Below are 23872 nucleotides of genomic sequence, written 5' to 3' on the forward strand. Positions count from 1 at the left end.
GCTGAAAAAATAATATATTTGAAATTTATTCAATGAATTAGGGGAATAGGTATTTATTCCCCCAAAAAATTGAATAGCGATCAGATTTCTTTGAAGGTATTTAAATGATTTTGATGGGCACGGCGAATAATGCTTCGGTCATCACCGAGTACAAAAAGCTGAACAGATTGTTGTTTCCAAGCTGTTATATCTTCTGGCTTTCGGGGAATTGCGCAGAAATACTTATTGCTCATTTTTGTCTTTACATACATCTTTTGGACTTTTTCTTTGACCTTCGGATGGCTGGTTTCCCATGGTATTCCCATAGACTGAGAAAGGTCGGCTGCACCTTCAAGAATAATATCAATGCCGTCAACTTTTAAAATTTCATCAAGATGTTCTAGTCCTTCCAGGCTTTCAATCATGGCAACCACAACCGTCTCGTTTTTCGCTTGTTGAACAAAACTGGCTAAATCATCAATGCCATATCTATTTAATCTTGTCGAGTTAAGACCTCTTTGCCCAAGCGGCATATAGTGGCAATAATTCACAGCTTCTCGTGCCTGCTGGGCATTTTCAATACGCGGAAAAACAATGCCTGTTACCCCTGCATCAAGCAGAGGTAGAACTAAATGGTTGGCGTTTAAAGGCACTCTGACAAAAACATCAAGACTCATGGCTCTAGCGGCTAAAATCATGGTCTCGACTTGGGACGTGGTAAATAAAGTATGTTCTAAGTCGATAATAATAAAGTCATAGCCCGCAAGTGCCAGTTGCTCGACATTAATCGGAGACACTACGGAACAAAATATTCCGTAGAGCGTCTCGCCATTTGCTATTCGTTTCTTAAAAGAAATCGAATATTTATTCATATTCAATTTCCTTAATGAGACTTAGCGGGTTTGGTATGGTTTGTACTCTTAGGCGAATTTCCGGAAGGAAACGACGGCTTGCTAATTGTTCAATATCAATGGTGTCATCTGTAAAGTTGAACAATTCATATCGCTCGGCAAACTCTGGATGAGCTTCCTTGTGCTGATTGATGACGGTTCTTAACATGGTCCAGAATTTGATTTCATCGAAGTCATAATGCTCATTTAAGAAAATCGCTAACTCTGCCAAATTTACAAACCAAAGCGCATCTTGAGTAAAGTCTCTTAACTCATTTGGAGAATGGGTTTCCAAGAATGAGTTTGGGTTAATTTTGGCATGCTCTTTTGGCGCATCTTGTAAATTTGGTAGAAGGTCTGGCTCACGTAAAAGATGACGACTAAAACGAATCCCATCGTGGAAGTCTTTCAAAGCAGCTTTAACTGGTAAGCCATTTTTATGAATCAGAACCATATTTTGCGCATGTGACTCTAAAGCTAAGCCATGGCACCACAAAATATGCATGATAGGTAAATAAGCATTGGTGAGTAACTTTTCCAACCAGAACTCGATACCGTATTCTTGAATCCATTCATCAATTAGAGGCTTTTGGTCAATGTCGACTTGCATGAGGCCAGTTACCGGTGTTGCCGATTCACCTTCTTTTAAGTAACTGTAAATACTTTCGCGCCAAATGCAGGCGAGTGCGCCGTATTGAACAGGTAAAGCAATTTGCTGCTTAACTGAAAGTCCAGCAATCTCTCTTAAAATAACAGGCTTGCGATGCTTTTCTAAAATATGGTCTTGCTCGACAATTTTATAAAGCCAGTCACTCATTTTTGCAGCATTTTGAACGGTATGCGGTGCCAATACACGAGATGTAGATGTATTTACCAAATTCATTGCCAACTTGAGAGAAAGCGCTGAGATATCACTAATATTCGATAAAGTTCTGATCGATTGCTGTGGTAAATAAGTTGGACCTTCAATATCTAACGGGATGATGAGTTGGTTGCTAATTGCATCTTGATAATATAATTCAATAATTTTATCCCACTGCCACGGATGAATTGGGGTGAGGATATATTCCTGAAAATCTACATTGTTATCTTTTAATTGATCACTAATTGCTTGTAGATCTTTTTCTGAAAAATGCTGTTTATAAAGCTGCTCTAAGTTAATCGTTTCGCTTAAAACTAATTTACACAGACTGTTATGAGTCGCGACCCATTTGACTGGAAAGCCTTCAGAAAGCTCAGGTGCATATTTTTGGTTTTCTTTTAAATCGAAGCCGATACGAGACTTAAAACTCGGATGATATAGGTGTGCATTGGTAATTCGTGCTTCTTGTTCTAGGTAAGGCAGGGTTCTTAAAGGTTGAGCAGGTGCTTGGCTTAAAGTCTGCGCATGTTTAACGTAAGTTAAATTGAGTTCATCATTAAAGTTTTGCCATTTAACTGGGTCAGCTTCAATAATATTTTTTAGATCGGCAAGTAGCATTTTTAAGTTAGGGCGAGTTTCAGCGCCCAAAGTAATATCAGAACGGACTAGGCTTAAAGGATCTAACTTAATTCGTTTAAAGCTGAAATGTCGTTTAGCGGCGCATGTATAGAAAACTGTATCTGAAATATAAAACTTGATCTGACCTTTAGAAAGTTCATATTTAAAGGTATTTTCAAAAATGAGCGCTTCTAATAATTGGCTCATCACGCGATTTTCTGCAAGAGTCTTATAGTTGGCTTGCTGTGTCGGCTGAAGAGGGCAAAGGGCTTCTGCGCCGCGATATTTATAAATAGGGTTTTCAACTTCAATCCAGATTGGATTGCCACCACTGTGGTAGAGCGTATTTAACATATTTGCCTTGATTGGTAGTGTGAGTGAATTAATTAATAAATCGCGGTAGTGCTGGCCTTTGGCGGTAAATTTTTCTTGTGTGAGCGTAAGGCGTGTGGCTTCCCAAAGTTCAGATTCTTCAATCACCGTAACTCGCGCAATTGCACTGATGAGATGCGCAATGTGATTGATCACGAGGTAATATTTTAAAAAGGTCCAAGCATCTTTTTGAGAGAACCAAACGGTACTATCTTCAGAAATAGATGAGTCATCTTCTATCATTTCTGGAACAATACTAATGCCTTCCATATCTCGAAGAATAAGGCGATGTGGATAGCCATTTTTAAATTCCATTAAACTGTTTTGCATATGGGCTTCTACGCTAATGCCTTTATTTGCAAACAACTCAACTAATGGAATAAGTGAAACTTTAACGTACTGTTTCCACCAAAAAGTAATAAAGTCTTTAGCATCGTTCGATTGTAAATTTTGGTTGGGTGCAGCTTGCTGAATAAAGCTTAATAGAGGAATTTCATGATGTTCGTTTTCTTCGACCAAGCCACCGAGCATTCTGGTATTTTCTAGTACATCAGGTGTAAGTCCAGCTCTATAAATAATGCCAAATGAACTCTCAAGCTCTGGAATTTTGACTGTTTTCGCCTCTAACTCTGGCAGAATAACAAGGTCTGGATATTGCTCATTAATCTTGTGATTAATAATAATTTTGCTTGCATCAATTGCTCGTTCCATTTCATCCATTGGATTATTACGAATGAAACTGGTAATTCGCACATCAATTGAGAGCTTTAAGAATAGGTTCGATTGAGGTAACCACACCGTGCGAACGGAGGAGGTTGGCCATACGGTTTGGCCTAATGCACCCAGATGTATGATTTCTTGACTGTCTAAATGTTTCTTTAAAGACGAGTGTTGAAGCAAGAAATTGGCTTGCCACGGATGGGTCGGCATGAGCTCATAATTTGCTAAGTTCTCTTGCAAACGCTCTTTTGCAGTTTCTAAAACTTCGTTTTCAATACGATTAGATGGCTGCTCTTCGCTTACAAGCTTTTCGATTAAAGAAGAATGAACTGCAAAGTAGTGGAGTTGAAAACTTGCGCCTAACTCTGGGCTATACTTGTTCATGTCTTCTTTCGAAAAACCTAAATTGGCTTTCGAGGTCACATGAAAAGGATGTCCATATAGCATTCCTTGTTCAGTAGCTTGAAAACCACTCAGCTCTTTAGATGTTGTTAGGGATGGTTTATTTTCTAAAAAGAATTTTGTGTTCTCGATACTATTGGCAATATCGGAATAAAGGTTCTTGTTTTGGTTTTTGTCTTTGAATAGGTTATTTAACTCATCTGTAATGAGCTTCACCAAATTTTTAGGATCAGTTAGCGAGTCAAATGTATTTTCGCTTAAGTTTTGCAGAGCAAAGCCACGCTGATATCGATGATAGCCAGTGGTGGAGAAGTGTTGAACTGCTCCGTAAACAATCGTATTAGACGCACTAAACGTATAAGAAAAATAGATCGAGTTAGGCTGTTCTGCATATATTGTGAATAAAGGAGAATCTTGAGCTGAGATAATGTGCTCTTCAAGATCTACTTTAAGTTCGCGAAAGAAAGTATTCAGGTACTGTTCGAAAAGTTTATAAGACCATGCATCGGTTGTAATAATTGAGTTCATTCTTGTGCCTCTTTTAAAATTGTATCCATTAAGAATCTGTTCAAAATCACCACTAATCCCGCACCGATAAAAAATAGTGAGGTGCAGATTAATGCAGCAGTAATATTGAAAAATGAGTAGGTTAGCGTGATAGTGATCGGACCAAAAAGTTGGCCTAAGACAAAAGCACTGTTAGAAATGCCAATCACTTTTCCTTGGCTTTGACTGCCAGCTTTTAGAGAAATCGTGTGTAAGATCGAAGGAATAAGCGCTGCAAAGCAAAAACCTTGTATGAGTCGTAATACGAGAATGAGCCAGAGATTAGACACCCATACCAACGCGAAAATCGTGATGCCACAAATTAAAGATGCATAAACGAAGTTATTAAAAGAATCTCCTTTATCATCATTTCTTTTTCCCCAATAGGTTGCCGCAATAAAAGCCGCTCCCCATGAAAGCGCATGGATTGTGCCTGTTAAACTTGCAGCAGATAACGATGAGTGAATGTTTTGGCTTATTTCACTAATGTATAGAACGAAGCAAGACACTAGACCAAAGCCACCGGCTTGAACCAAAATACCGGCGCTTAACCATGAAAAAATTGTTCTATCAAAAAAGTCTGGAATTTTAGATTTTTCTTTGGTTTTTACAGCCTCAGTTTTAACAGGATTGGCTAATAAAAAGGATGCGATCACAATTAATGTAACTACAATAAATGCAGTTGCATTGAGTAATATTTCAACCCGCCAGTGGTCTATAAATATACCGCCAAGCACGGGACCACATAGGCAAGCTAGTGCAACACTACTTTGTAGTTGCCCAAAAGCGGCACCTCGTTGTTGTTCATTAGAAAGATATGAAACATAGGCATTCAAAATGACTGAGAGACCGCAAAAACCGAGTAAAATTCGCGCGAAAATAAATACGAATAAATGCTGTGCGCTAGCCATGAGCAGTATTGAAATACAAAAACCAGCCAGTGAAAGTAACAAGGCTTTTTTATGGCCAAACGTATCTGCTAAATGACCAACAATCGGTGCTGTAAATAAACTGCCAATAGCCGGAGCCGCGAGTGCCAAACCTGCCCAGATAGTGGGAGCACTCATATGCGCCGTCAGTTTTTCCATATAAAGCGGCATGATCGGAATAAGCACCATGAGCCCGAAAGTGGAAAAAAACTGGCAGAGCAAAATAATGAAATGATCTAGGCGAGATGAGCGCATGATTTAGATATCCATGGTCTCATAGCTAGAAACAGATAAGCTGTGATAAGGGTTTGGCGTGCTTCCTATTTTGCTTGGCATTCCTGTTGAGTCGCTTTCTTGAGCGAGTAAAGGCGTAAGTAGCTGTTTGAATGGCCAAGTTTTATTGTCGAAAAGATAGGTTTGAATCTGGGATTTTGTCTGTTCTGAAATCGGTTGGGTTTCTACAAAATCTTGAATAATGTCTTGAACCATTTCCCAGAAATCGCTTTCTGAACGATCTGTATATTTCAAGGTAGCTAAAGCAATTGGGTAGAGGTTAATTTGAATCCCTAATGTGATGAAGTAATTAAATAAGTCTTCATTTCTAGTAAAGATAAGATTGTTCGGCGTACTCGTGTCGATGGTATAGGTTGGAGGTGTGAAGCCACTTTCTTCAATTGCTGTCGTACATATTCTTAATGTATCGTGGTCACGTAAAATAAAGCATTTGAACTTATTATTTTCATAACACACCATGGTGTTTTGCCCATGGCATTCAGGCATGATTCCTTTTGCCCAAAGCGTTAAGAATGTTTGAATAAAATGGACACTTAGATCTTTTAATAGTGTCCATTTATCACCTTCAACGCCTAAAGCTTCCCAAGGGTCAACATAAGTACAGCTTAAAGCTGACATGGTAATTGGGGTGACGTCTTTATCTTGGCAAAAATCGGGTAGGTGCCTTACTTGGCAACCGATTACACCTAAATTTTTTACAATGTGCTCTTGTTTACCCAGTACCCACCAGTGAGTTTCATTACTCAAAAAGAGACGATTTTTTAATAAAGGCGTTTCATTAATGACTTCATTTAAAAAATCATATGCCCTGTGACCATTCATTAAATAACGTCCCGGCATAGAACGGATCGCACCTAATGTTTTGGCATTCGTTGATAGTTTTAAATGTAGATTAGGGTTTGCGTTATGAATAAGCGTTCTTAAAGATGAGGTCGGTAAACCAATTGTCGTGACATGGATCAGGTCAATACCGTCATACTTATTTTCTTCAAATTTTAAATAGCGATGTTGAGTCTCTAGTAAAGGAAGGGCTAAGTAGTCATCTGAAAGCTCGGCCATTTTTTCAGTAATATTATTGTCCTCAGCTTCTGATAACAGAAGCTCTTTATGAGGAATCGAATCCATATTGTTGATCACGTCATCTTTCTTAAAAGCCCACCAATACACTTCAATTTCTTTTTGAGTTGTGAGTGGTGCGAGTTCACCTTTTGAGTGGGCGAACGGATGAAATGGACGATCAGCAACTAGAGAGAGCAATTCACTTGTAATTAAAGGTGAGGAAAATGAAAGTGCTGACTGTAAAATTTGAGGGATTTTTTCAGCCGTTACTAAGTTGTCGAGCCAATAGTCAATTGCCTTTTGATGATGAGGTGAGGGCCACCAAGATGCTTTTGTTAAATAAGTAAAAACTTCAGAAATAGAAATTTTAGAAGTCGTATTACTCAAGAGGTTGTGAAGCAAAACTTCGGGTTGAGTAACGCAGAAAGGATTTACACCATCTACTTTTAAACAGCTGAAATAGAGTTCCGATGCATGATTTAGAGTAATTGCCAAATAAGGCTTTTTATAGGAAATATGATCTCTAAAATTTCCATAATTCTCCATGTAAAGGGCATCTATCGTTTTTTGTAGTTGAGCTGTGTAAATCCGATCTAACATTTTAGTTATTCCTATTCTTATAAAAGTGGTAGAACCGTGCCAACGTTTTGTTCTTGTGCGGCATTGAAGAACCACTTAGCGCAAACAATATCGTCAATCGCCATGCCCATTGGGTTCAGCAAAATGATTTCATCTTCATGTTCGCGACCATTTTTATGGCCAATAATGATGTCGCCAAGTTCGGCATGCAGTTTTTCACGGCTGAATAAGCCATCTTCAACCAGTACGTTGATGACTTTCTTTTCTCGGTTTGATTGGTCCCAGTCATCTACAATCACTTTGTCAACTTTTAAGAACACTTCAGGTTCAATATCCATAATTGAAATATTGGAAACAAAGCAGCCCTTTTTAAGCCACTCAAACGGGATGTAAGGCTTATCTGAAACGGTACAGGTAATCAGCACATCTGCTTGCTGAATCGCAGACTTGGCACTGTCATGAATTTCAATTTCTAGATGTGGATATTCTGATAAGAACAATGCTTTGAGTTTTTCGGCAGCTTCAGGGTTCACATCAAATAAATGTATTTTTTTCACTTGAGCGTATTGTTCAAGTACAGTCTTAATCTGCATTTGAGCAATTGGTCCGCAGCCAATCACGGTAATGTCTGAAAAGTCTTTTTTCGCTAGATATTTAATCGAAACACCAGTAATTGCAGCAGTTCGCATTGCGCTAATTAAGCTGCCTTCCATCACTGCGACTGGGTAATTTGTTTCTGAATCATTCAGAACAATAAGCGCGCTGGCACGTGGAATATTGAATTTTTTAGGGTTATGTTGTCTTGAGCCAATCCATTTGATTCCAGCAATCGGGTCATTGCCGCCTAAATAACAAGGCATTGCAATAATACGGTCAGCAATATGATCTGCACCTTGCCAGCGGAGGTAAGGTTTTAAGGGTTGTACAAACTGTTTATTTGCATGCAGGGTTAAACCTTCGGTAATCGCTTCAATAAATGAATTGCTATGATTTGCGCCAAGATTTAATAAATCTGATTGACTCAGGTAACGAAGGGTAGCCAAATTGCTCATGAATATTTCCTAAGGAGAGGGTTAAACAACATTTTGTAAAGTAAGGTTTTCTTGACGTCGTAAGTTTCGATTGAAGTGACGTTTTTTGATCATTTCGAACCACTCATCTGCATAAACGAGATCTAGATAACGATCGCCTCGATCAGGCAGCAGCGTTAAGACACATGAACCTTCAGGAATGGTTGGAATGAGTTTTTTTATGGCTGAAATAGATGAGCCGCTGGAGCCGCCTGCAAAGATTCCTTCATGTTCAAGGAGTTCTCTGCAACCGACTGCTGACTCATAGTCATCTACATAAATGACATCATCAATTTCATCGGGAGAGAGTAGAGGGGGAACAGTACTTGCACCGATGCCAGGAATCTCGCGTGGACCAGAGGTGCCACCAAACAAGACAGAGCCGACAATATCGACTGCAATCACTTTTAATTCGGGGAACTTTTCTTTAAGGCGGCGGGATACGCCCATAATCGTGCCAGAGGTACTTGCTCCAATCACGAGGTAATCAATTTTGCGATCTATTTGATTTATGATTTCTTCTGCTTCACCAAAATAGTGGCTTTTCCAGTTGTTTGGATTTGCGTATTGATTAATCCATACAGCATTTGGTAATTGTTCACATAGTCGCTTTACAGTATCAATTCTGGTTTTTAAATAGCCTCCATTTTGATCTTTCTCAGAGACCATATGGATATTGGCTTTGTAGAGCTTCAACATTTGTAAGTTTGCTGAAGCAATTTTAGGGTCAATAACGGCAGTAAATTTTAACCCATATATTTTGCATGCCATTGCGAGTGCGATGGCCAAGTTCCCTGAAGAACTTTCAACAATATGGCTATCTTTATTAATTGCTCCAGATTTTAGACCTTCCTGTAACATGAATAATGCTGGACGGTCTTTAATACTTCCTCCTGGGTTTAACAATTCCATTTTCGCAATCACTGAGATCGATTGATGCGTGAATAGCCTTGATAATTGTAATAGTGGCGTTTTACCTATGCAGTCGAGAATATTTTCATGGATCATGGTAGATCTTCTCAGGTTTTTATGTGATGTGAATGATAATGATTATTAATTAAATTATCATTACTATTTGTGACAAGATTGTTGCGGTTTGTAATATGAAATTGAGGGTATTTATAGGATTTTTCACTAATTTTTTTTAAGTAATTATTTGAATCGTAATGTTTATATTTTATAGATGAGTTAATTAATAAACTTTTTAAATATAAGTAGATAGGCAGGAAATTACTTTTTGCTAAAAAAATAATTTAATGAGCATATGGTTTTGTAAATTAAAAGTGTTTTAAAAAATTAAAGTGGAAACCTATTCTGATTAACCTAATTTGCATGCCATTTTTTTCTGTGTTTATTAAGATTTTTATAGGAAGGAGTGGTAGGCAGAAAGTGCAATTTGCACTGCTTTTTAAAATTATAAGAATGGTAGAACGAAATTGATCAAGTGGCAGTTATTGATATGAAAATGTCTGAAAATGATAAATTTAGATGGCTATGATGAGTTCTATAAGCGCTATATTTTGAATGGATCAATTGAGTCCAGAAAGTATAGTAATGCGTGTTTCGCATTTTGTCTTATGGGTCTTTCAAGCTGTCTTTTTTATAAAAGACAGCTTTTTTTATGACTGATTAATTGAAAATGCTAGAAGTTATAATCGTTGTCTAGCTTGATTATAAGCCTCAAGGTTAATACATTGATGACTCAATATATTGATTTGAGCTTGCTCTAACTGAAGGTCATCCCACTTTTGCATTTGTTGGAAGAGCCAATAAAAATCTTCTACTTTTGGAAGTGCGTTTTCTTTTACCAAATGACGCACAATATCTTGAATCATGTAGTATTTGTCGACATGCACCTCTTCTGAGCAATGAAAACGAACAATTCCAGACTCGACCAATAATTTTAGAATTGGAGCAAAGTCTTGTAACTCACTCAATTCTTGTTGAGCTTTCATAATTGCAGCGGTGAGTGCAATCAAAGTTTGTGGATGTTGTTCAGCCCATTCCTGTGTTACGGCTAAAACTTTATCAGCCACAGTAGGAATAACGTTCTGACTTGAACAGATCATTTTGCTTAAGCCAAGAAGCTCACCTTGAGTATTCCAAGGTTCACCTACACAAAAACCATCTATCACATGTTTATCTAGTGCTTCAACCATATACGGTGGTGGTAAGGTTTTGAGCTGGATTGATTGAGCGAGTTTTGGATTTGCTAGAGCTAACCATTCTCTTAAACAATAATGATGAATGGAGTGCTTAAACACATGAGCTAAAGAAATGGAATGATCTTGTTCAAGATAATCTGCTAATTTTTGAGCCGTTACTTGAGCCGTATCATTTTCTTGAAGTTTAAGTTGATGCGTTAATTTCTGGCTTAAACTGATAAATGCACGATTTTCACTCAAAACAAGTGAAGTTTGTAGCGGCGTACCAATTTGATCTGACCCGACTGCGGCCGCAGGTAACATTGCAGATAAGCAGTGGGCTGCATCTAATAAACCAAAAGCAAGACGGTCGCGAAGACTTGCCCAAGATGCTTCTTTAACTAAAGTAACGTCTAAACCTACATCTTCAAAGAAACCTTGTTGTTTAGCCCAAAGCAACGCAAGGCAATCAAGTAAAGGAATATAGCCGAGTTGTAATTGAGTCTTTTCTAATGTGCTCATTTATTCATCCTTTAGTTGATTGCCAAGTAATTTTTGGGCGTCAAGTAAACGCCGTGCCATTTCTCCAATCGTAATACGGTGGCTCATAGCATTTTTTCTGAGGAGCTGAAATGCTGTATCTTCAGGAAGGCCATGGAGTTGCATCAGTAAAACTTTGGCTTTTTCAACATCTTTGCGGTCAGCGAGTTTGGTTTGAGCTTCTTTTAAGTCACCTTCGAGTTTTTTGTGTTTTTTATATTGCTCAATTGAGATTTCTAAAATGGTATGTAAGCGGGCAGGATCGATGCCATCGACAATATAAGCAGTTACTCCCGCATCTATGGCTTGTTTGATTGTGTCTTTATCTGAATTTTTGGTGAACAGTACGGTAGGCAAGTCATAACTACTGACACAGCTTTCGATAATGTCACGGTGAGGATGATCCATATCAAGCAAGATCACATCAGCTTGCAAATGTTCTATGCGAAAGATATTCAAATGATCCAAAGTAAGGCAGGCGACCACTTCAAAATCATTTTCAAGCAGACTTTTTCTTATATAGTCGGCTCGCGCATGATCATCATCAATAAGGGCTATTTTGAGTTTTGGCATAAGTTCAGAAAATCAGGCTAAGAAAATGCGCCAATACGACGCGTTTTTGTTATCAGTTTTTAAAGCAAGATTAGTGCCATAGAAAACTAAAGAAAAAATCAATATTTAATGGCACTTTAGCATGTTAAATGATCGGTCTGATCAATTTTGGTGCAAAAATACGGTTCATTTTGTAGCAAGGCGTATTTTTATTTAAACCATATAAGTGTACAGTGATAGAGCAGGCGAAATCAGGTTTGTTTCTTTACTTACCTATTGAAAATTTATATCTATATGAAATTAAATATAAAAAATATTATCAGCTTAAATATTTAAAATATTGGCATGCAAAGTGCTTACTTAATTACAGGTCGAAGACGACCATGAGTTTTAAAGACGGCCAACGATGTCCGTTCTGATCGAGTTTGTGAGTGCAACCGTACACACAAAGAAGTTACGTTCAGTCGGAGTGAAGGTCATGTCTTTATTTTTATTGCATAAAAAAGTTACATCTGAATTATTTAATTTTTCAGTTTCAGCGATGCGAGCCTTCTCTATGAGGGGGCTCGCTTTTTTTATTTCTTTTTATGACTTTGCTGTGCATTGGGTGTCGTCAACGAGTGAAAAAAATTGGTTTCAAGCAGCTATACGCTTTGTGAGCTTGATTCGCTTCTCGGTAGAGCACAAAGCAAAAGAACAACGTCTATTTGAGAACGGAATAACGCAGCTTAAAAGCAACGTGATTTGAGGAGAAACACTATGAAATTGGTAATGATTGGTCATGGTATGGTGGGCCACAAATTCATCGAAGCCATTTTAGAAAAAGCAGATGATGAACTAGAAATCACTATCCTCGCGGAAGAACCTCGTATCGCGTATGACCGCGTACATTTAACTGAATATTTCTCAGGGAAATCGGCAAAAGATTTATCTTTGGCGCGTTTTGACTTTGCCGATGCACATGGCATTGACTTACGTCTAAATACAAAAGCAACTGCAATTGATACGGCTGCACAAACCGTAACAACCAACCATGGCGATGTGATTAGCTATGACAAATTGGTGTTGGCAACGGGTTCTTATGCCTTTGTTCCACCCATTCCGGGTAATGACCGTGAAAACTGTTTTGTTTACCGTACCATTGAAGACTTAGATGCGATTCGTGCAGCGAGTCTAAATGCAAAAACTGGTGTAGTCATCGGTGGTGGTTTGCTTGGTCTTGAAGCAGCTAAAGCATTACGTGACCTAGATTTGGAAACACACGTTGTTGAGTTTGCGCCACGTTTGATGGCAGTTCAAATTGATGACTTGGGTGGTAAAGTTCTACGCCGTAAAATTGAAGATTTGGGTGTAAAAGTTCACACGCAAAAAGCGACTCAATGCATTGAATGCGGCGATAATACGACACATGTCATGAAGTTTGCTGATGGTAGTGAACTTGAAGCAGATATCATTTTATTTTCGGCAGGCATCCGCCCACGTGATGAACTCGCGCGTAATAGTGGTCTGGCGATTGGTGAACGTGGCGGTATCGTGATTAATGATTACTGTCAAACCTCAGATAACAACATTTACGCAATTGGTGAATGTGCGCTTTGGCAAAACAAAATCTATGGCTTGGTTGCACCAGGCTATGACATGGCACGTATTGCAGCAAAGCACATCTCAGATGAAGAATGTAACACTTTCGCTGGCGCGGACATGAGCACCAAGTTGAAGTTGATGGGTGTTGATGTTGCCTCTGTTGGGGATGCACATGCCATGACTCCAGGCGCATTAAGCTACTTCTATGCAGATGAGCATGCACTGGTTTATAAAAAGATTGTTGTAAATGCGGACAAAACTAAATTGCTTGGTGCAGTTTTGGTCGGCGATGCCAAAGAATATAACGACCTTTTACAAATGATGCTGAATGGTCTGGCGTTACCAGAAGTACCTGAAAGTTTAATCATGCCGGGCTTTGAACAATCAGCAGGTAAATCTGGTGGTAGCGGTGTAGATTTACTGCCAGACAGCGCAACCATCTGTTCATGTAACAACGTATCAAAAGCGGACATCTGCCAAGCAATTAGTGATGGTTCGACTTCTTTAGGTGCATTAAAGAAATGCACCAAAGCAGCAACTGCATGTGGTGGTTGTGCACCATTAGTGACTCAAGTTTTAAAGTCAGAGTTACAACGTCAAGGTGTAACCGTTAACAACCACATTTGCGAACATTTCCCGTACTCACGTCAAGAGTTACATCACTTGGTTCGTGTTAATGAAATCAAAACTTTTGATGATTTGATTCACCAGCATGGCCACGGTTTGGGTTGTGATATTTGTAAACCGACTGCGGCAAACATCTTGGCTTCTTGCTGGAATGATTTCGTACTTGAGCCAAGCCATGCTGGTCTACAAGACAGTAACGACTACTACTTGGGTAACATTCAAAAAGATGGTTCTTACTCGGTTGTACCACGTATGGCAGGCGGTGAAGTGACTCCTGATGGTTTGATTGCTATTGGTCAAATCGCGAAAAAATATAACCTTTATACCAAAATTACTGGTGGTCAACGTGTTGACATGTTCGGTGCACAAGTTCACGAGCTTCCATTCATTTGGGAAGAATTGAATGCAGCTGGTTTTGAATCTGGTCATGCATACGGTAAGTCATTACGTACTGTGAAATCTTGTGTCGGTAGCACTTGGTGTCGTTATGGTGTAGACAACTCGGTTGGTTTGGCTATTGAGCTTGAAAACCGCTACAAAGGTTTACGTTCACCACATAAATTAAAAATGGCGGTGTCTGGCTGTACACGTGAGTGCGCGGAAGCGCAAAGTAAAGACGTGGGTATTATCGCGACCGAAAAAGGTTGGAACCTTTATGTATGTGGTAACGGTGGTATGAAACCGCGCCATGCAGAATTGCTTGCATCTGACCTCGATAAAACAACGCTTATCCGTTATATCGACCGTTTCTATATGTTCTACATCCAAACCGCAGATCGTTTACAACGTACCAGCGTGTGGCGTGACAACATGGAAGGCGGGCTAGATTACCTTAAATCTGTAGTTGTTGATGACTCTCTTGGTTTAGCTGCTGAGCTTGAGCGCCGTATGGAACACATCATTGGAACCTACCAAGATGAATGGCGTACTGCGGTAGAAAACCCTGAAGTCCGTAAACGCTTCCAGACTTATATCAATGCAGGCGCGAGTGAACAGGCCGATCCACACATCCAATTTACGACTGAACGTGGTCAAATCCGTCCATTATCAGATGTTGAGCGTTCAGAAGACCGTATTCCAATGGTTGAAGCATAAGCAGGAGAAACTCTATGAATATTGTACAAGACAAAAATATGCTTCCTGATGGTCAATGGATTGATGTGTGTGCACTTGATGACTTAACACCAAACACTGGTGCAGGTGCGTTAGTAGATGGTCAAGCGGTTGCAATTTTCCGCGTGGGACATGAAAAACGCGTTTATGTGTTAAGCAATAAAGATCCGTTTAGCCAAGCAAATGTCATGAGCCGCGGCATTATTGGTGATTTACAAGGCGAACGTGTGATTGCATCACCGATTTATAAACAACACTTTAGTTTGGCAACTGGTCGCTGTTTAGAAGATAAAGATCAAAAACTTTCAGTTTATCCAAGCAAAATTGTTGATGGTCGTGTTTTGATCAACCCCGTGCCACAAAAAACTTATATTACCAATACAGGTGTCTCTCAAGACAAACTGAAATTGGTACTGATTGGCAATGGCTTAGCAGGTATGCGTTGCCTAGAAGATTTACTCGACATGGCGCCAGATCGTTATGAAGTCACGGTCATTGGTGAAGAACCTTGGGGTAACTACAACCGTATTATGTTATCTCCGGTTTTATCGGGTGAAAAAACCATTGAAGACATTATGCTGCACCCACCAAAGTGGTATAGCGACAAAGGCATCAAGTTTATTGCTGGTGACAAGGCCGTAAAAATTGATCGTCCACGTAAAGTGGTTTACACCGAAAAAGGTCAGACGGTTGATTATGACCGTTTGATCTTGGCAACCGGTTCGGCGCCATTTATTCCTCCAGTTCAAGGAATAGATTTAAAGGGCGTTTTAACTTTCCGTGATATTTATGATGTTAACACCATGATTGAATACTGCGGTTCAAAAACCAATGCAGTGGTGATTGGCGGTGGTTTACTCGGTTTGGAAGCAGCTTACGGTTTAAAACAACGCGGTATGAATGTGACCGTGCTGCATTTGATGGACCGTATTATGGAGCGTCAACTCGACGGCCGTGCGAGTCAGTTACTGCGTCACAGCATTGAACAAAAGGGCATTAATATTATTACCGAAGCCAATACAGAAGCCTTGGTAGGTGATGAAAATGGTCATGTAAAACAGATTCGACTCAAAGACGGTACTGTTTTAGAGGCAGACCTTGTGGTTTTTGCAGTCGGTATCCGACCAAATATTAGCTTGGCGCAAAGTGCAGGTTTACGCTGTAACCGCGGTGTATTGGTGAATGACACTATGCAAACCTTTGACCCAAGTATTTACGCAGTTGGGGAGTGTATTGAACACCGTGGACAGACCTTTGGTTTGGTTGAACCATTATGGGGCCAAGCTTTTATCTGTGCGACGCACTTGGCTGAGCACGGTAGCTTGACCTTTAAGGCGCCGACTGTACCGACTCAGTTAAAAGTCAGTGGTGTCGATGTATTCTCTGCGGGTAATTTTGAACCTAAAGATGATTATGAAGATATTATCCTGAACGATGAAAAACGCCAGATTTACAAACGCATTATTATTCAAAGCGATAAAGTGATTGGTGCAGTTTTGTTTGGTGATACTGAAGATGGCATGTGGTATGCAGAGTTAATTGCAGATCAAACCCCTGTTTCGTTATTCAGAAATAAACTGTTGTTTGGTCGAGATTTTGCATTAAAAAATGCAGGCTAAATAGGGAAAGGAGCAGTTATGAACAGTATTCCAAGCGTTGAAATCGATAGCTCCGATCATGTTGCAAAAACAACTAAAACAACATGTCCATATTGTGGTGTTGGTTGCGGTGTCAGTGTACACGTTCAACAAAATCCTCAAGGGCCTCTAGTTCAAGTTGAGGGGGATGCAGAGCATCCTTCCAATTTTGGACGCTTATGCATTAAAGGTAGCCGTCTTGCGGACACATTGGGGTTAGAAACACGTGTTTTACAGCCAATGATGGGGCGTAAGTCTAACCGGACTGTAACTACATGGGACGATGCAATCGATAAAATTGCCGATAAATTTCAGTCGTGTATCGACAAATACGGTCGTGACAGCATCGCCTTTTATGTTTCAGGACAATTGCTTACCGAAGACTATTATATTGTTAACAAGTTTGTAAAAGGCTATTTAGGTACAGCGAACATCGACACCAACTCAAGGTTATGTATGTCATCAGCAGTAGCCGGACATAAACGTAGCTTTGGTGAAGATCTTGTACCAGCAAGCTATGAAGATTTTGAACACGCAGACATGGTGGTATTGGTGGGTTCCAATACTGCATGGTGTCATCCGGTACTTTATCAACGGATTATGCAGGCAAAGAGCCAAAACCCAGATATGTTTGTGGTGGTGATTGATCCACGTTTTACCAGTACTTGCGAACAAGCCGATTTGCACTTGCCGATTTTACCAGGCCAAGATGTAGCCTTGTTTAATGGTCTATTTCAATACCTATATCAAAATGGTCATGTCGATCAAGCTTTTGTCGACGCTTACACCGAAGGCTTACAAGAAGTTTTGGCAAGCAGTCAACCAGAAATGGATATTGCATACGTTGCAAAACGTAGCGGCATCTCTTTAGACAAATTGCAGCAGTTCTTTGAGAAATTCGCTCAAACTGAAAAAGTGGTAACACTATTTTCAATGGGTGTAAATCAGTCAAGTCAGGGTGTAAATAAAGCCAATAGTATTATTAACTGTCATTTACTCACTGGAAAAATTGGCAAACTGGGCGCAGCACCATTTTCAATGACAGGGCAACCCAATGCGATGGGTGGTCGAGAAGTGGGTGGCTTAGCAAATATGCTAGCAGCTCACATGGACTTAGATAACCCAGTGCATCAAAAAGTCGTGCAAACCTTTTGGGATAGCCCATTTATTGCGACCCAAGCGGGTTTAAAAGCAGTTGATTTGTTCCGTGCTGTTGAAGATGGAAAAATTAAAGCAATCTGGATTATGGCAACTAATCCTGTTGTGAGTTTGCCTGATGCAGACCAAGTAAAACGTGCATTAGAAAAATGCGAGCTGGTCGTGGTGTCAGATATTTGTGCCGATACAGATACGACAGCATATGCTGATATTTTGCTTCCTGCCTTAGGTTGGGGAGAAAAAGACGGTACAGTAACTAACTCTGAACGCCGTATTTCACGTCAACGAGCTTTTTTACCTGCTCCGGGTGAAGCAAAAGCAGATTGGTGGTCAGTGAGCCAAGTTGCGAAAAAATTAGGCTTTAATGGTTTTGACTTTGCGGGTGCAAGTGACATTTTTAATGAGCATGCCGCACTATCTGCACAAGATAATGTAGATATTGATGCACGTGAAGAAAGTAATACATTCCGTTATTTCAATCTGAAAGGTTTAACAGACCTAAGGGTAGCCGAATATGATGCTTTAGAACCGATTCAATGGCCAGTATGGAACAAAAACCAAGACATTAAAAAGGTTCAACAACTGTTTAGTAAGGGCCAGTTTAGCCATAAAAATGCAAAGGCAAAACTAATTCCAACCGTTGCAATTGATCCAGTTCATGCAGTTTCAGAAGACTATCCACTCATTTTGAATACGGGGCGTATTCGTGATCAGTGGCACACCATGACCCGTACTGGTTTGTCAGCAAACTTGACGAGTCACCGTGCGGAACCATTCTGTGAGATTCATCCGAGTGATGCATTAAAGTTTGGTGTACGTGATCAAGGCTTGGTTGAAGTTCGTTCGAAATGGGGCAGTTGTGTTCTGCGTGTGACATTCTCATCGGGTGTACGTCGTGGGCAAATTTTCGCACCTATTCACTGGACTGAACAAGTTGCCTCCGATGCCCGTATTGGTAAAGTCGTTAACCCTGAAGTTGATGCAATTTCGGGCGAGCCTGAATTTAAGCATACACCTGTCACCATTCAACCGTTTTATACAGCATGGCAAGGCGTGTTATATATCCGTGAAGGTTTCGACTCTCATATTCAAGAATCGCTACATCACTGTGCATGGTGGACCAAGGTCAAAATGGTAAAAACCAACCGCTATGAACTTGCAGATCGCCAAACTTTTAATGATACTCAAAAGAACCTGAAAAGCTTTTTACCATTTGCAGATGAAACTTTTGAATGGTTAAGCATAGAAGATATTTCTTCTCAACTCAGCCACAGCATTATTTTGAAAGATGGCATTGTAATTGCAAGCTTATATATTGCACCGCCAGATTTATTGCCAGACCGTGACTGGGTGGCTAGTCTGTTTAAACGTGAACGTTTAAGTGCCTTACACCGCAAAGCTTTGCTAGCGGGTATGCCGATGTCGGCTACTAATAATGATGGGCCTTTAGTGTGTAGTTGTTTTAAAGTAGGTAAGAATAAAATTATTGAAGCGATAAAAACACAAAACATTACCCATGAAAAACAGGTCACTGCTTGTTTAAAAGCAGGTGGAAACTGTGGTTCATGTTTAGCTGAAATCCGTGGCCTGATTAAAGCTTGTCAACAGGAGGTGGAAGTGTGAATAAGGGATATCCCGTAACTGATCTAGTCATTCTGGCGGGTGGACAAGCCCGCCGTATGAACGGTTTAAATAAGTTGTTGCAGCAATTTGATGGTGAAACACAACTTTTTAAAATTCACCAAAAATTAAAATTATCGGTGTCTGAAATTTGGGTTAACAGTCATCGTGACTATTCAATTTATCAGAGTATCGTGCCTGATATTCGTTGTTATCAAGATGATGCATCAGGTTTTTTAGGCCCGCTTATGGGGATGAAAAGTGCATGGTCGAATGTTGAGGCAGATTATGTTTTGTTCATTCCTTGTGATGTGACTTATGTGCCTACGCAAGTTGTTGCAAAATTACATCATGCGATACGCAAAAATAAACAAGCTCAAGCGGCCTATGTTTCAATCAATGGGGATGCGCTGTATCCATTTTGTTTATTAAAACGCGAAAGTCTGGCAACCATAGTTCAGCAAATTGAAAAACAACAATTGAGTTTGAAGGAATGCTTTAAATTATTGCATGCACAAGTTGCCGTATTTCAGAAACAAAACTTATTTTTTCATAGCATTAATTCGTTGGATGAACTCCAACAATATAAGCAAATCAAAGCATTTAAAGAGATTTTTACAACGAGTTAAGTGTTTATCATAAATTTAAAATTCATATTGATCGCATGGAATAACTGTTTTTTAATTTTTGATTTCTTGACTATTTGTTGGATAAGTTCTATTTTGGAACTTGATATTTCATTCCAGTGAAATATATAAAAATAAAGGAGTCAATAGGAATGGTAGAAGCACTGAAGCAAAATACAACAGATGTTACCGCATGTATTTTGTGTTCAAGAAATTGCGGGTTAAGTGTCGAAATTAAGGATAATCAGTTTACCAAAATCAAAGGCAATCCTGAGCATCCTTTCTCTCAAGGCTACATTTGTCAAAAGGCAGCAAGATTACAACACTATCAGCAGCATGCAGACCGCTTGACTACGCCGTTAAAACGTCAGCCAGATGGTTCTTTTCAAGAAATTAGTTGGGACAATGCTATACAAGAAATTGCCGAGCGCTTAGTTCATATTCGAGATAATTTTGGCGGGACTGCTTTTGCTTCCGTAGGCGGCGGTGGCCAAGGTAACCATCTCGGTGCAGCTTATGGGCGTCAACTTTTACTAGCCATGAAAAGTTATTACGCATACAACTCTCTTGCCCAAGAAAAAACGGGTGATTTCTGGCTGAATGGACGTTTATTTGGAAGTCAGGCCTGCCATACCACCGAAGATGTTGAATACGCTGACTACGTTCTGTTCATTGGTACAAATCCATTTCAAGCACATGGGATTCCAAATGCACGAGACACGCTAAAGCATATTAAGAAAGACCCTAACCGGACTATGGTGGTATTTGACCCGCGCGTTACCGAAACAGCCAAACAAGCAGATATCCACGTGCAATTAAAGCCTGGAACTGATGCTTTTTTAATGTCAGCCATGATTGCTATTATTATTAAAGAACAACTTTATGATGTGCAGTTTATTGAGCAGCATACGCATGGCTTTGAAGAGGTAAAAACAGCTTTTAACCGTGTCCCGATTGAAGAATATATTGCTAAAGCGGATGTACCAGTCGATTTGATTTATCAAGTGACTAGAGATTTTGCCAAGGCTAAAAGAGGCTGTCTGCGCATTGATTTAGGTATTCAGCATACTTTAAATACAACATTAAACGGATATTTAGAAAAACTACTGTATTTAGTGACTGGTCACTTTGGAAAACAAGGTACCAATAATTTGCATACCATGTTTATTCCAATTTTAAGTGATACAGATGAAAGAAAATCGAAATATCGACGTAGTGTTTACCATAAAATGTTCCCGATTTCTGGATTTTTCCCACCAAATATTTTGCCGGATGAAGTATTAAAAGCAGGTGAAAAACGAATTCGCGCAATTTTTGTAGATAGCTGTAATCCTTTAATAACTTACCCCGATACACCTGCCTATGAAAAGGCATTTAAGGCGTTAGATTTATTGGTCGTGGTCGATGTTGCCATGACGGAAACGGCTAGGTTGGCAGATTATATTTTGCCTGCACATACTCAGTTTGAAAAATGGGAATTTACAGGTTTTAATCTTGAGTTTCCTAAAAACGGTTTTCATTTAAGACATCCTGTATTCACGGCTCAAAGCAATACTTTACCCGAAGCAGAAATTTACACGCGGTTGCTTGAGGCTATGCAGGTTATTCCTAAAAGCTTTCCATTGTTAGAAAAAATAGCTGCGGTCGACTCGAAAAAAACAGCATATTTACCTTATCTGTCGGCTTTAGGCGTGACCTTCGCTCGGCATAAAAAATATATTCCTTTTGCAGCCTCAATTCTTTATCGCACTTTAGGTAAGCGTTTAGAAAACTCAGCTGCTTCAACGGCATTTTTATTACCTCTGTCTATTCAATACGCTGTTTTACATACAAAAGCTGTTCGCCGTGTGGGCTATAAAGGTAATCCTTTAACCTTAGGTGTTCGCTTGTTTGATCAAATATTAAAGCAGAGGTCAGGCGTGGTGTTGTCGCAACATGAATATGAAGAAGTTTGGAAGCTGGTTGCCTATAAAGACAAAAAAATACGTCTGGCTATTCCCGAAATGTTAAATGAGTTGGCAAATTTAAAAAATCATCAATTTAGTATTGAAGAGTTTCCTTTCATCCTGTTGTCAGGTGAACGTCGTAGTTATAACGCCAATCAAATTTACCGCGACCCTGCATGGCGAAAAGTAGATGCAGAAGGGGCTTTGCGAATTCATCCTGAAGATGCGACAAACTTGAATGTAGCAGTAGGAGATCAACTCAAATGTATCTCACAACACGGAGAAATTCAGGTCACCGTAGATTTTGATGAAGGTATGAGAAAAGGTGTTGTTTCTCTTCCACATGGCTATGGCATGCGCTTTCAAGGTGGAGAGCCGATAGGACCACAATTAAATCTTCTGGTGTCTGCTGAACATTGTGATCCGTTGTCTAAAACCCCGTACCATAAATATGTACCCATCCGTTTAGAAAAATGCTAGAAATAATGTAGGGTATTTCAGAGATTAACGCCGCACTCATTTGATACAGCTTTCAAATTTAAGTTGAAAATAGTACGGCGATTAATCTAGCTGATGCCCAAAAAGTTATGGATGATAATTAGAATTGGAACAAATTTTGCATAAACAGCAGAGCACTATTGAAGAGCAATTTATTATTTTAATCGCCCATAAAAAGTGCCCGCAATATTTGAACTGTTCTCGACATGAGTGCAAATGATGAAACAATATCACTCTGAAACTGCGCCAATGCTTCTGCAAGATCAATATGGGCGCATCAAGCGGAAGTTACGTATTTCGGTAACGGATCGCTGCAATTTTAAGTGTGTATATTGCATGCCTGAACATCCAGAATGGCTAAACAAACAAGACCTGCTTAGTTTTGAGGCACTTTTTCAATTTTGCCATTTTATGGTGCAGCAAGGTATTGAAAGTATCCGTATTACGGGGGGCGAACCATTAATGCGTCAAGGTATTGTTCACTTTGTTCGTGATTTACAAGCTTTGAAAGTGTTAGGTTTAAAGCGGGTTTCAATGACCACCAATGGACACTATTTGGCTAAATATGCTCAGCAGTTAAAAGACGCGGGTTTAGATGATTTAAATATTAGTTTAGATAGTCTTGATGCTATTCAGTTTAAAGAACTCACCAAGAAAAAATTAGAACCTGTTCTAGAGGGTATCCAAGCTGCTAAAGATGCTGGATTACCTTTTAAAATTAACTGTGTATTAATGAAAAATAAAAACAACGATCAGATATTACCGATGGTGAAGTGGTCAATTGCCAATCATATTCCTTTACGCTTTATTGAGTTTATGCCTCTTGATGGCGATGCGCTTTGGTCGAGTAAAGATGTGGTGAGTGAAGCTGAAATATTACAAGTTTTGCAACCTCACTATTCAGTACAGGTCGTCGAACAAGAGCATGAACCAGCACGCCAATATTTGATTAACAATAGCTACGCCCTCGGAATTATTTCCACAATCACTCATTCATTTTGCCATCAATGTGACCGGATACGACTAACGGCGCAAGGTGAGTTATACAACTGTTTATTTGCACCGCAGGGGCTAAATATTAAACCCCTGCTTCAATCATTATTACGTGCAAATGACTCATCCGATCATGCGCTGCATATTCAACAGTTAACAGATATGGTTATGCCGTATATCTGGCATAAAGCTAAAGGTTTTTATGCCTTACAACATCAACAAGCCCGTAAAATCAGCATGCATATGCTTGGGGGATAAATGCAACAATCTATTCAAATTAAAATCGAAACGTTTGGTGCAATTGAAAAATTGCTTCCTCAAAATCTTTCGGTAGTTTTTCCTAACCAGATTTTGGTTAAAGATGTATTAGATGAAATTGTTTCATTACATCCGGAATGTACACAAGCCATGGAAAAATGTGCATGTGCAATTGGTGATAATGTCATAACGCGTCAATCTGCTTTAAGTGAACCATGTACTTTGGTTTTATTATCGCCAGTTGCTGGAGGTTAAG

Annotated in this window: 17 protein-coding genes; 9 read left to right on the top strand and 8 right to left on the bottom strand. The window is 39.5% G+C overall.

What is annotated here, in order from left to right; genetic code table 11:
• Window positions 1-80 precede the first annotated feature (80 nt).
• The 6 genes from AC2117_RS07285 to sbnA all read right to left on the bottom strand — a co-directional run bounded on the left by AC2117_RS07285 (window position 81) and on the right by sbnA (window position 9328).
• Window positions 81-851, bottom strand: coding sequence for an HpcH/HpaI aldolase family protein (locus AC2117_RS07285; RefSeq protein ID WP_133972989.1), 771 nt, complete (start codon window positions 849-851; stop codon window positions 81-83).
• The gene (locus AC2117_RS07290) at window positions 844-4371 is read right to left on the bottom strand and encodes an IucA/IucC family protein (protein ID WP_133972991.1); all 3528 of its coding nucleotides are present in this window, start codon (window positions 4369-4371) and stop codon (window positions 844-846) included. The genes AC2117_RS07285 and AC2117_RS07290 overlap by 8 nt, the downstream gene beginning before the upstream one ends.
• Window positions 4368-5573: an MFS transporter gene (locus AC2117_RS07295; protein ID WP_133972993.1), complete on the bottom strand. Its 1206-nt coding sequence runs from the start codon at window positions 5571-5573 to the stop codon at window positions 4368-4370. The genes AC2117_RS07290 and AC2117_RS07295 overlap by 4 nt, the downstream gene beginning before the upstream one ends.
• A gap of 3 nt (window positions 5574-5576) precedes the next feature.
• On the bottom strand, window positions 5577-7217 hold the full coding sequence (locus AC2117_RS07300; protein ID WP_133976250.1) for an IucA/IucC family protein: 1641 nt from the start codon (window positions 7215-7217) through the stop codon (window positions 5577-5579).
• A gap of 71 nt (window positions 7218-7288) precedes the next feature.
• Window positions 7289-8302: a 2,3-diaminopropionate biosynthesis protein SbnB gene (sbnB, locus tag AC2117_RS07305; protein ID WP_003652251.1), complete on the bottom strand. Its 1014-nt coding sequence runs from the start codon at window positions 8300-8302 to the stop codon at window positions 7289-7291.
• Between the two features lie 21 nt (window positions 8303-8323).
• Complete coding sequence (gene sbnA / locus AC2117_RS07310) at window positions 8324-9328, bottom strand: 2,3-diaminopropionate biosynthesis protein SbnA (protein WP_042894001.1); 1005 nt, start codon at window positions 9326-9328, stop codon at window positions 8324-8326.
• 516 nt (window positions 9329-9844) lie between these two features.
• On the opposite strand from sbnA, the gene AC2117_RS07315 reads away from it, so the two are divergent.
• Window positions 9845-9949 carry a hypothetical protein gene (locus tag AC2117_RS07315; protein WP_133972995.1) on the top strand — a complete coding sequence of 35 codons (105 nt, stop codon included), beginning with the start codon at window positions 9845-9847 and terminating at the stop codon, window positions 9947-9949.
• Window positions 9950-9969: 20 nt separating this feature from the next.
• Here the strand turns inward: AC2117_RS07315 and AC2117_RS07320 are convergent, their stop codons facing one another.
• Window positions 9970-10986 carry an ABC transporter substrate-binding protein gene (locus AC2117_RS07320; protein WP_133972997.1) on the bottom strand — a complete coding sequence of 339 codons (1017 nt, stop codon included), beginning with the start codon at window positions 10984-10986 and terminating at the stop codon, window positions 9970-9972.
• Window positions 10987-11577: an ANTAR domain-containing response regulator gene (locus AC2117_RS07325; protein WP_075431447.1), complete on the bottom strand. Its 591-nt coding sequence runs from the start codon at window positions 11575-11577 to the stop codon at window positions 10987-10989. It abuts the gene before it with no gap.
• Window positions 11578-11962: 385 nt separating this feature from the next.
• Between AC2117_RS07325 and AC2117_RS07330 the strand changes: the two genes are divergently transcribed.
• The 8 genes from AC2117_RS07330 to AC2117_RS07365 all read left to right on the top strand — a co-directional run bounded on the left by AC2117_RS07330 (window position 11963) and on the right by AC2117_RS07365 (window position 23871).
• Entirely contained in the window at window positions 11963-12304 is a 342-nt protein-coding gene (locus AC2117_RS07330) for a hypothetical protein (RefSeq protein ID WP_133972999.1), read from the top strand.
• 11 nt (window positions 12305-12315) lie between these two features.
• Window positions 12316-14862 (top strand): nitrite reductase large subunit NirB, encoded by a 2547-nt coding sequence (nirB, locus tag AC2117_RS07335; RefSeq protein ID WP_133973001.1) that lies wholly within the window; start codon window positions 12316-12318, stop codon window positions 14860-14862.
• Between the two features lie 14 nt (window positions 14863-14876).
• Window positions 14877-16499: a nitrite reductase small subunit NirD gene (gene nirD / locus AC2117_RS07340; protein ID WP_133973003.1), complete on the top strand. Its 1623-nt coding sequence runs from the start codon at window positions 14877-14879 to the stop codon at window positions 16497-16499.
• Between the two features lie 18 nt (window positions 16500-16517).
• Window positions 16518-19298: a nitrate reductase gene (locus AC2117_RS07345; RefSeq protein ID WP_133973005.1), complete on the top strand. Its 2781-nt coding sequence runs from the start codon at window positions 16518-16520 to the stop codon at window positions 19296-19298.
• Window positions 19295-19924, top strand: coding sequence for a molybdenum cofactor guanylyltransferase (locus AC2117_RS07350; RefSeq protein WP_042894015.1), 630 nt, complete (start codon window positions 19295-19297; stop codon window positions 19922-19924). The genes AC2117_RS07345 and AC2117_RS07350 overlap by 4 nt, the downstream gene beginning before the upstream one ends.
• Window positions 19925-20073: 149 nt before the next feature.
• Complete coding sequence (locus AC2117_RS07355; RefSeq protein WP_133973007.1) at window positions 20074-22347, top strand: molybdopterin-dependent oxidoreductase; 2274 nt, start codon at window positions 20074-20076, stop codon at window positions 22345-22347.
• A gap of 228 nt (window positions 22348-22575) precedes the next feature.
• Window positions 22576-23616 carry a GTP 3',8-cyclase MoaA gene (moaA, locus tag AC2117_RS07360; protein ID WP_133973009.1) on the top strand — a complete coding sequence of 347 codons (1041 nt, stop codon included), beginning with the start codon at window positions 22576-22578 and terminating at the stop codon, window positions 23614-23616.
• Window positions 23617-23871, top strand: coding sequence for a MoaD/ThiS family protein (locus AC2117_RS07365; protein WP_042894016.1), 255 nt, complete (start codon window positions 23617-23619; stop codon window positions 23869-23871).
• Window position 23872: the final 1 nt, after the last annotated feature.

Source organism: Acinetobacter calcoaceticus (assembly GCF_900520355.1).
GTDB lineage: Bacteria > Pseudomonadota > Gammaproteobacteria > Pseudomonadales > Moraxellaceae > Acinetobacter > Acinetobacter calcoaceticus_C.

Excerpts from the sequence above, each read along its gene's own strand:
- AC2117_RS07285 (WP_133972989.1), bottom strand. The coding sequence starts at position 851 with ATGAATAAATATTCGATTTCTTTTAAGAAACGAATAGCAAATGGCGAG.
- AC2117_RS07290 (WP_133972991.1), bottom strand. The coding sequence starts at position 4,371 with ATGAACTCAATTATTACAACCGATGCATGGTCTTATAAACTTTTCGAA.
- AC2117_RS07295 (WP_133972993.1), bottom strand. The coding sequence starts at position 5,573 with ATGCGCTCATCTCGCCTAGATCATTTCATTATTTTGCTCTGCCAGTTT.
- AC2117_RS07300 (WP_133976250.1), bottom strand. The coding sequence starts at position 7,217 with ATGGAGAATTATGGAAATTTTAGAGATCATATTTCCTATAAAAAGCCT.
- sbnB (WP_003652251.1), bottom strand. The coding sequence starts at position 8,302 with ATGAGCAATTTGGCTACCCTTCGTTACCTGAGTCAATCAGATTTATTA.
- sbnA (WP_042894001.1), bottom strand. The coding sequence starts at position 9,328 with ATGATCCATGAAAATATTCTCGACTGCATAGGTAAAACGCCACTATTA.
- AC2117_RS07315 (WP_133972995.1), top strand. The coding sequence starts at position 9,845 with ATGGATCAATTGAGTCCAGAAAGTATAGTAATGCGTGTTTCGCATTTT.
- AC2117_RS07320 (WP_133972997.1), bottom strand. The coding sequence starts at position 10,986 with ATGAGCACATTAGAAAAGACTCAATTACAACTCGGCTATATTCCTTTA.
- AC2117_RS07325 (WP_075431447.1), bottom strand. The coding sequence starts at position 11,577 with ATGCCAAAACTCAAAATAGCCCTTATTGATGATGATCATGCGCGAGCC.
- AC2117_RS07330 (WP_133972999.1), top strand. The coding sequence starts at position 11,963 with ATGTCCGTTCTGATCGAGTTTGTGAGTGCAACCGTACACACAAAGAAG.
- nirB (WP_133973001.1), top strand. The coding sequence starts at position 12,316 with ATGAAATTGGTAATGATTGGTCATGGTATGGTGGGCCACAAATTCATC.
- nirD (WP_133973003.1), top strand. The coding sequence starts at position 14,877 with ATGAATATTGTACAAGACAAAAATATGCTTCCTGATGGTCAATGGATT.
- AC2117_RS07345 (WP_133973005.1), top strand. The coding sequence starts at position 16,518 with ATGAACAGTATTCCAAGCGTTGAAATCGATAGCTCCGATCATGTTGCA.
- AC2117_RS07355 (WP_133973007.1), top strand. The coding sequence starts at position 20,074 with ATGGTAGAAGCACTGAAGCAAAATACAACAGATGTTACCGCATGTATT.
- AC2117_RS07365 (WP_042894016.1), top strand. The coding sequence starts at position 23,617 with ATGCAACAATCTATTCAAATTAAAATCGAAACGTTTGGTGCAATTGAA.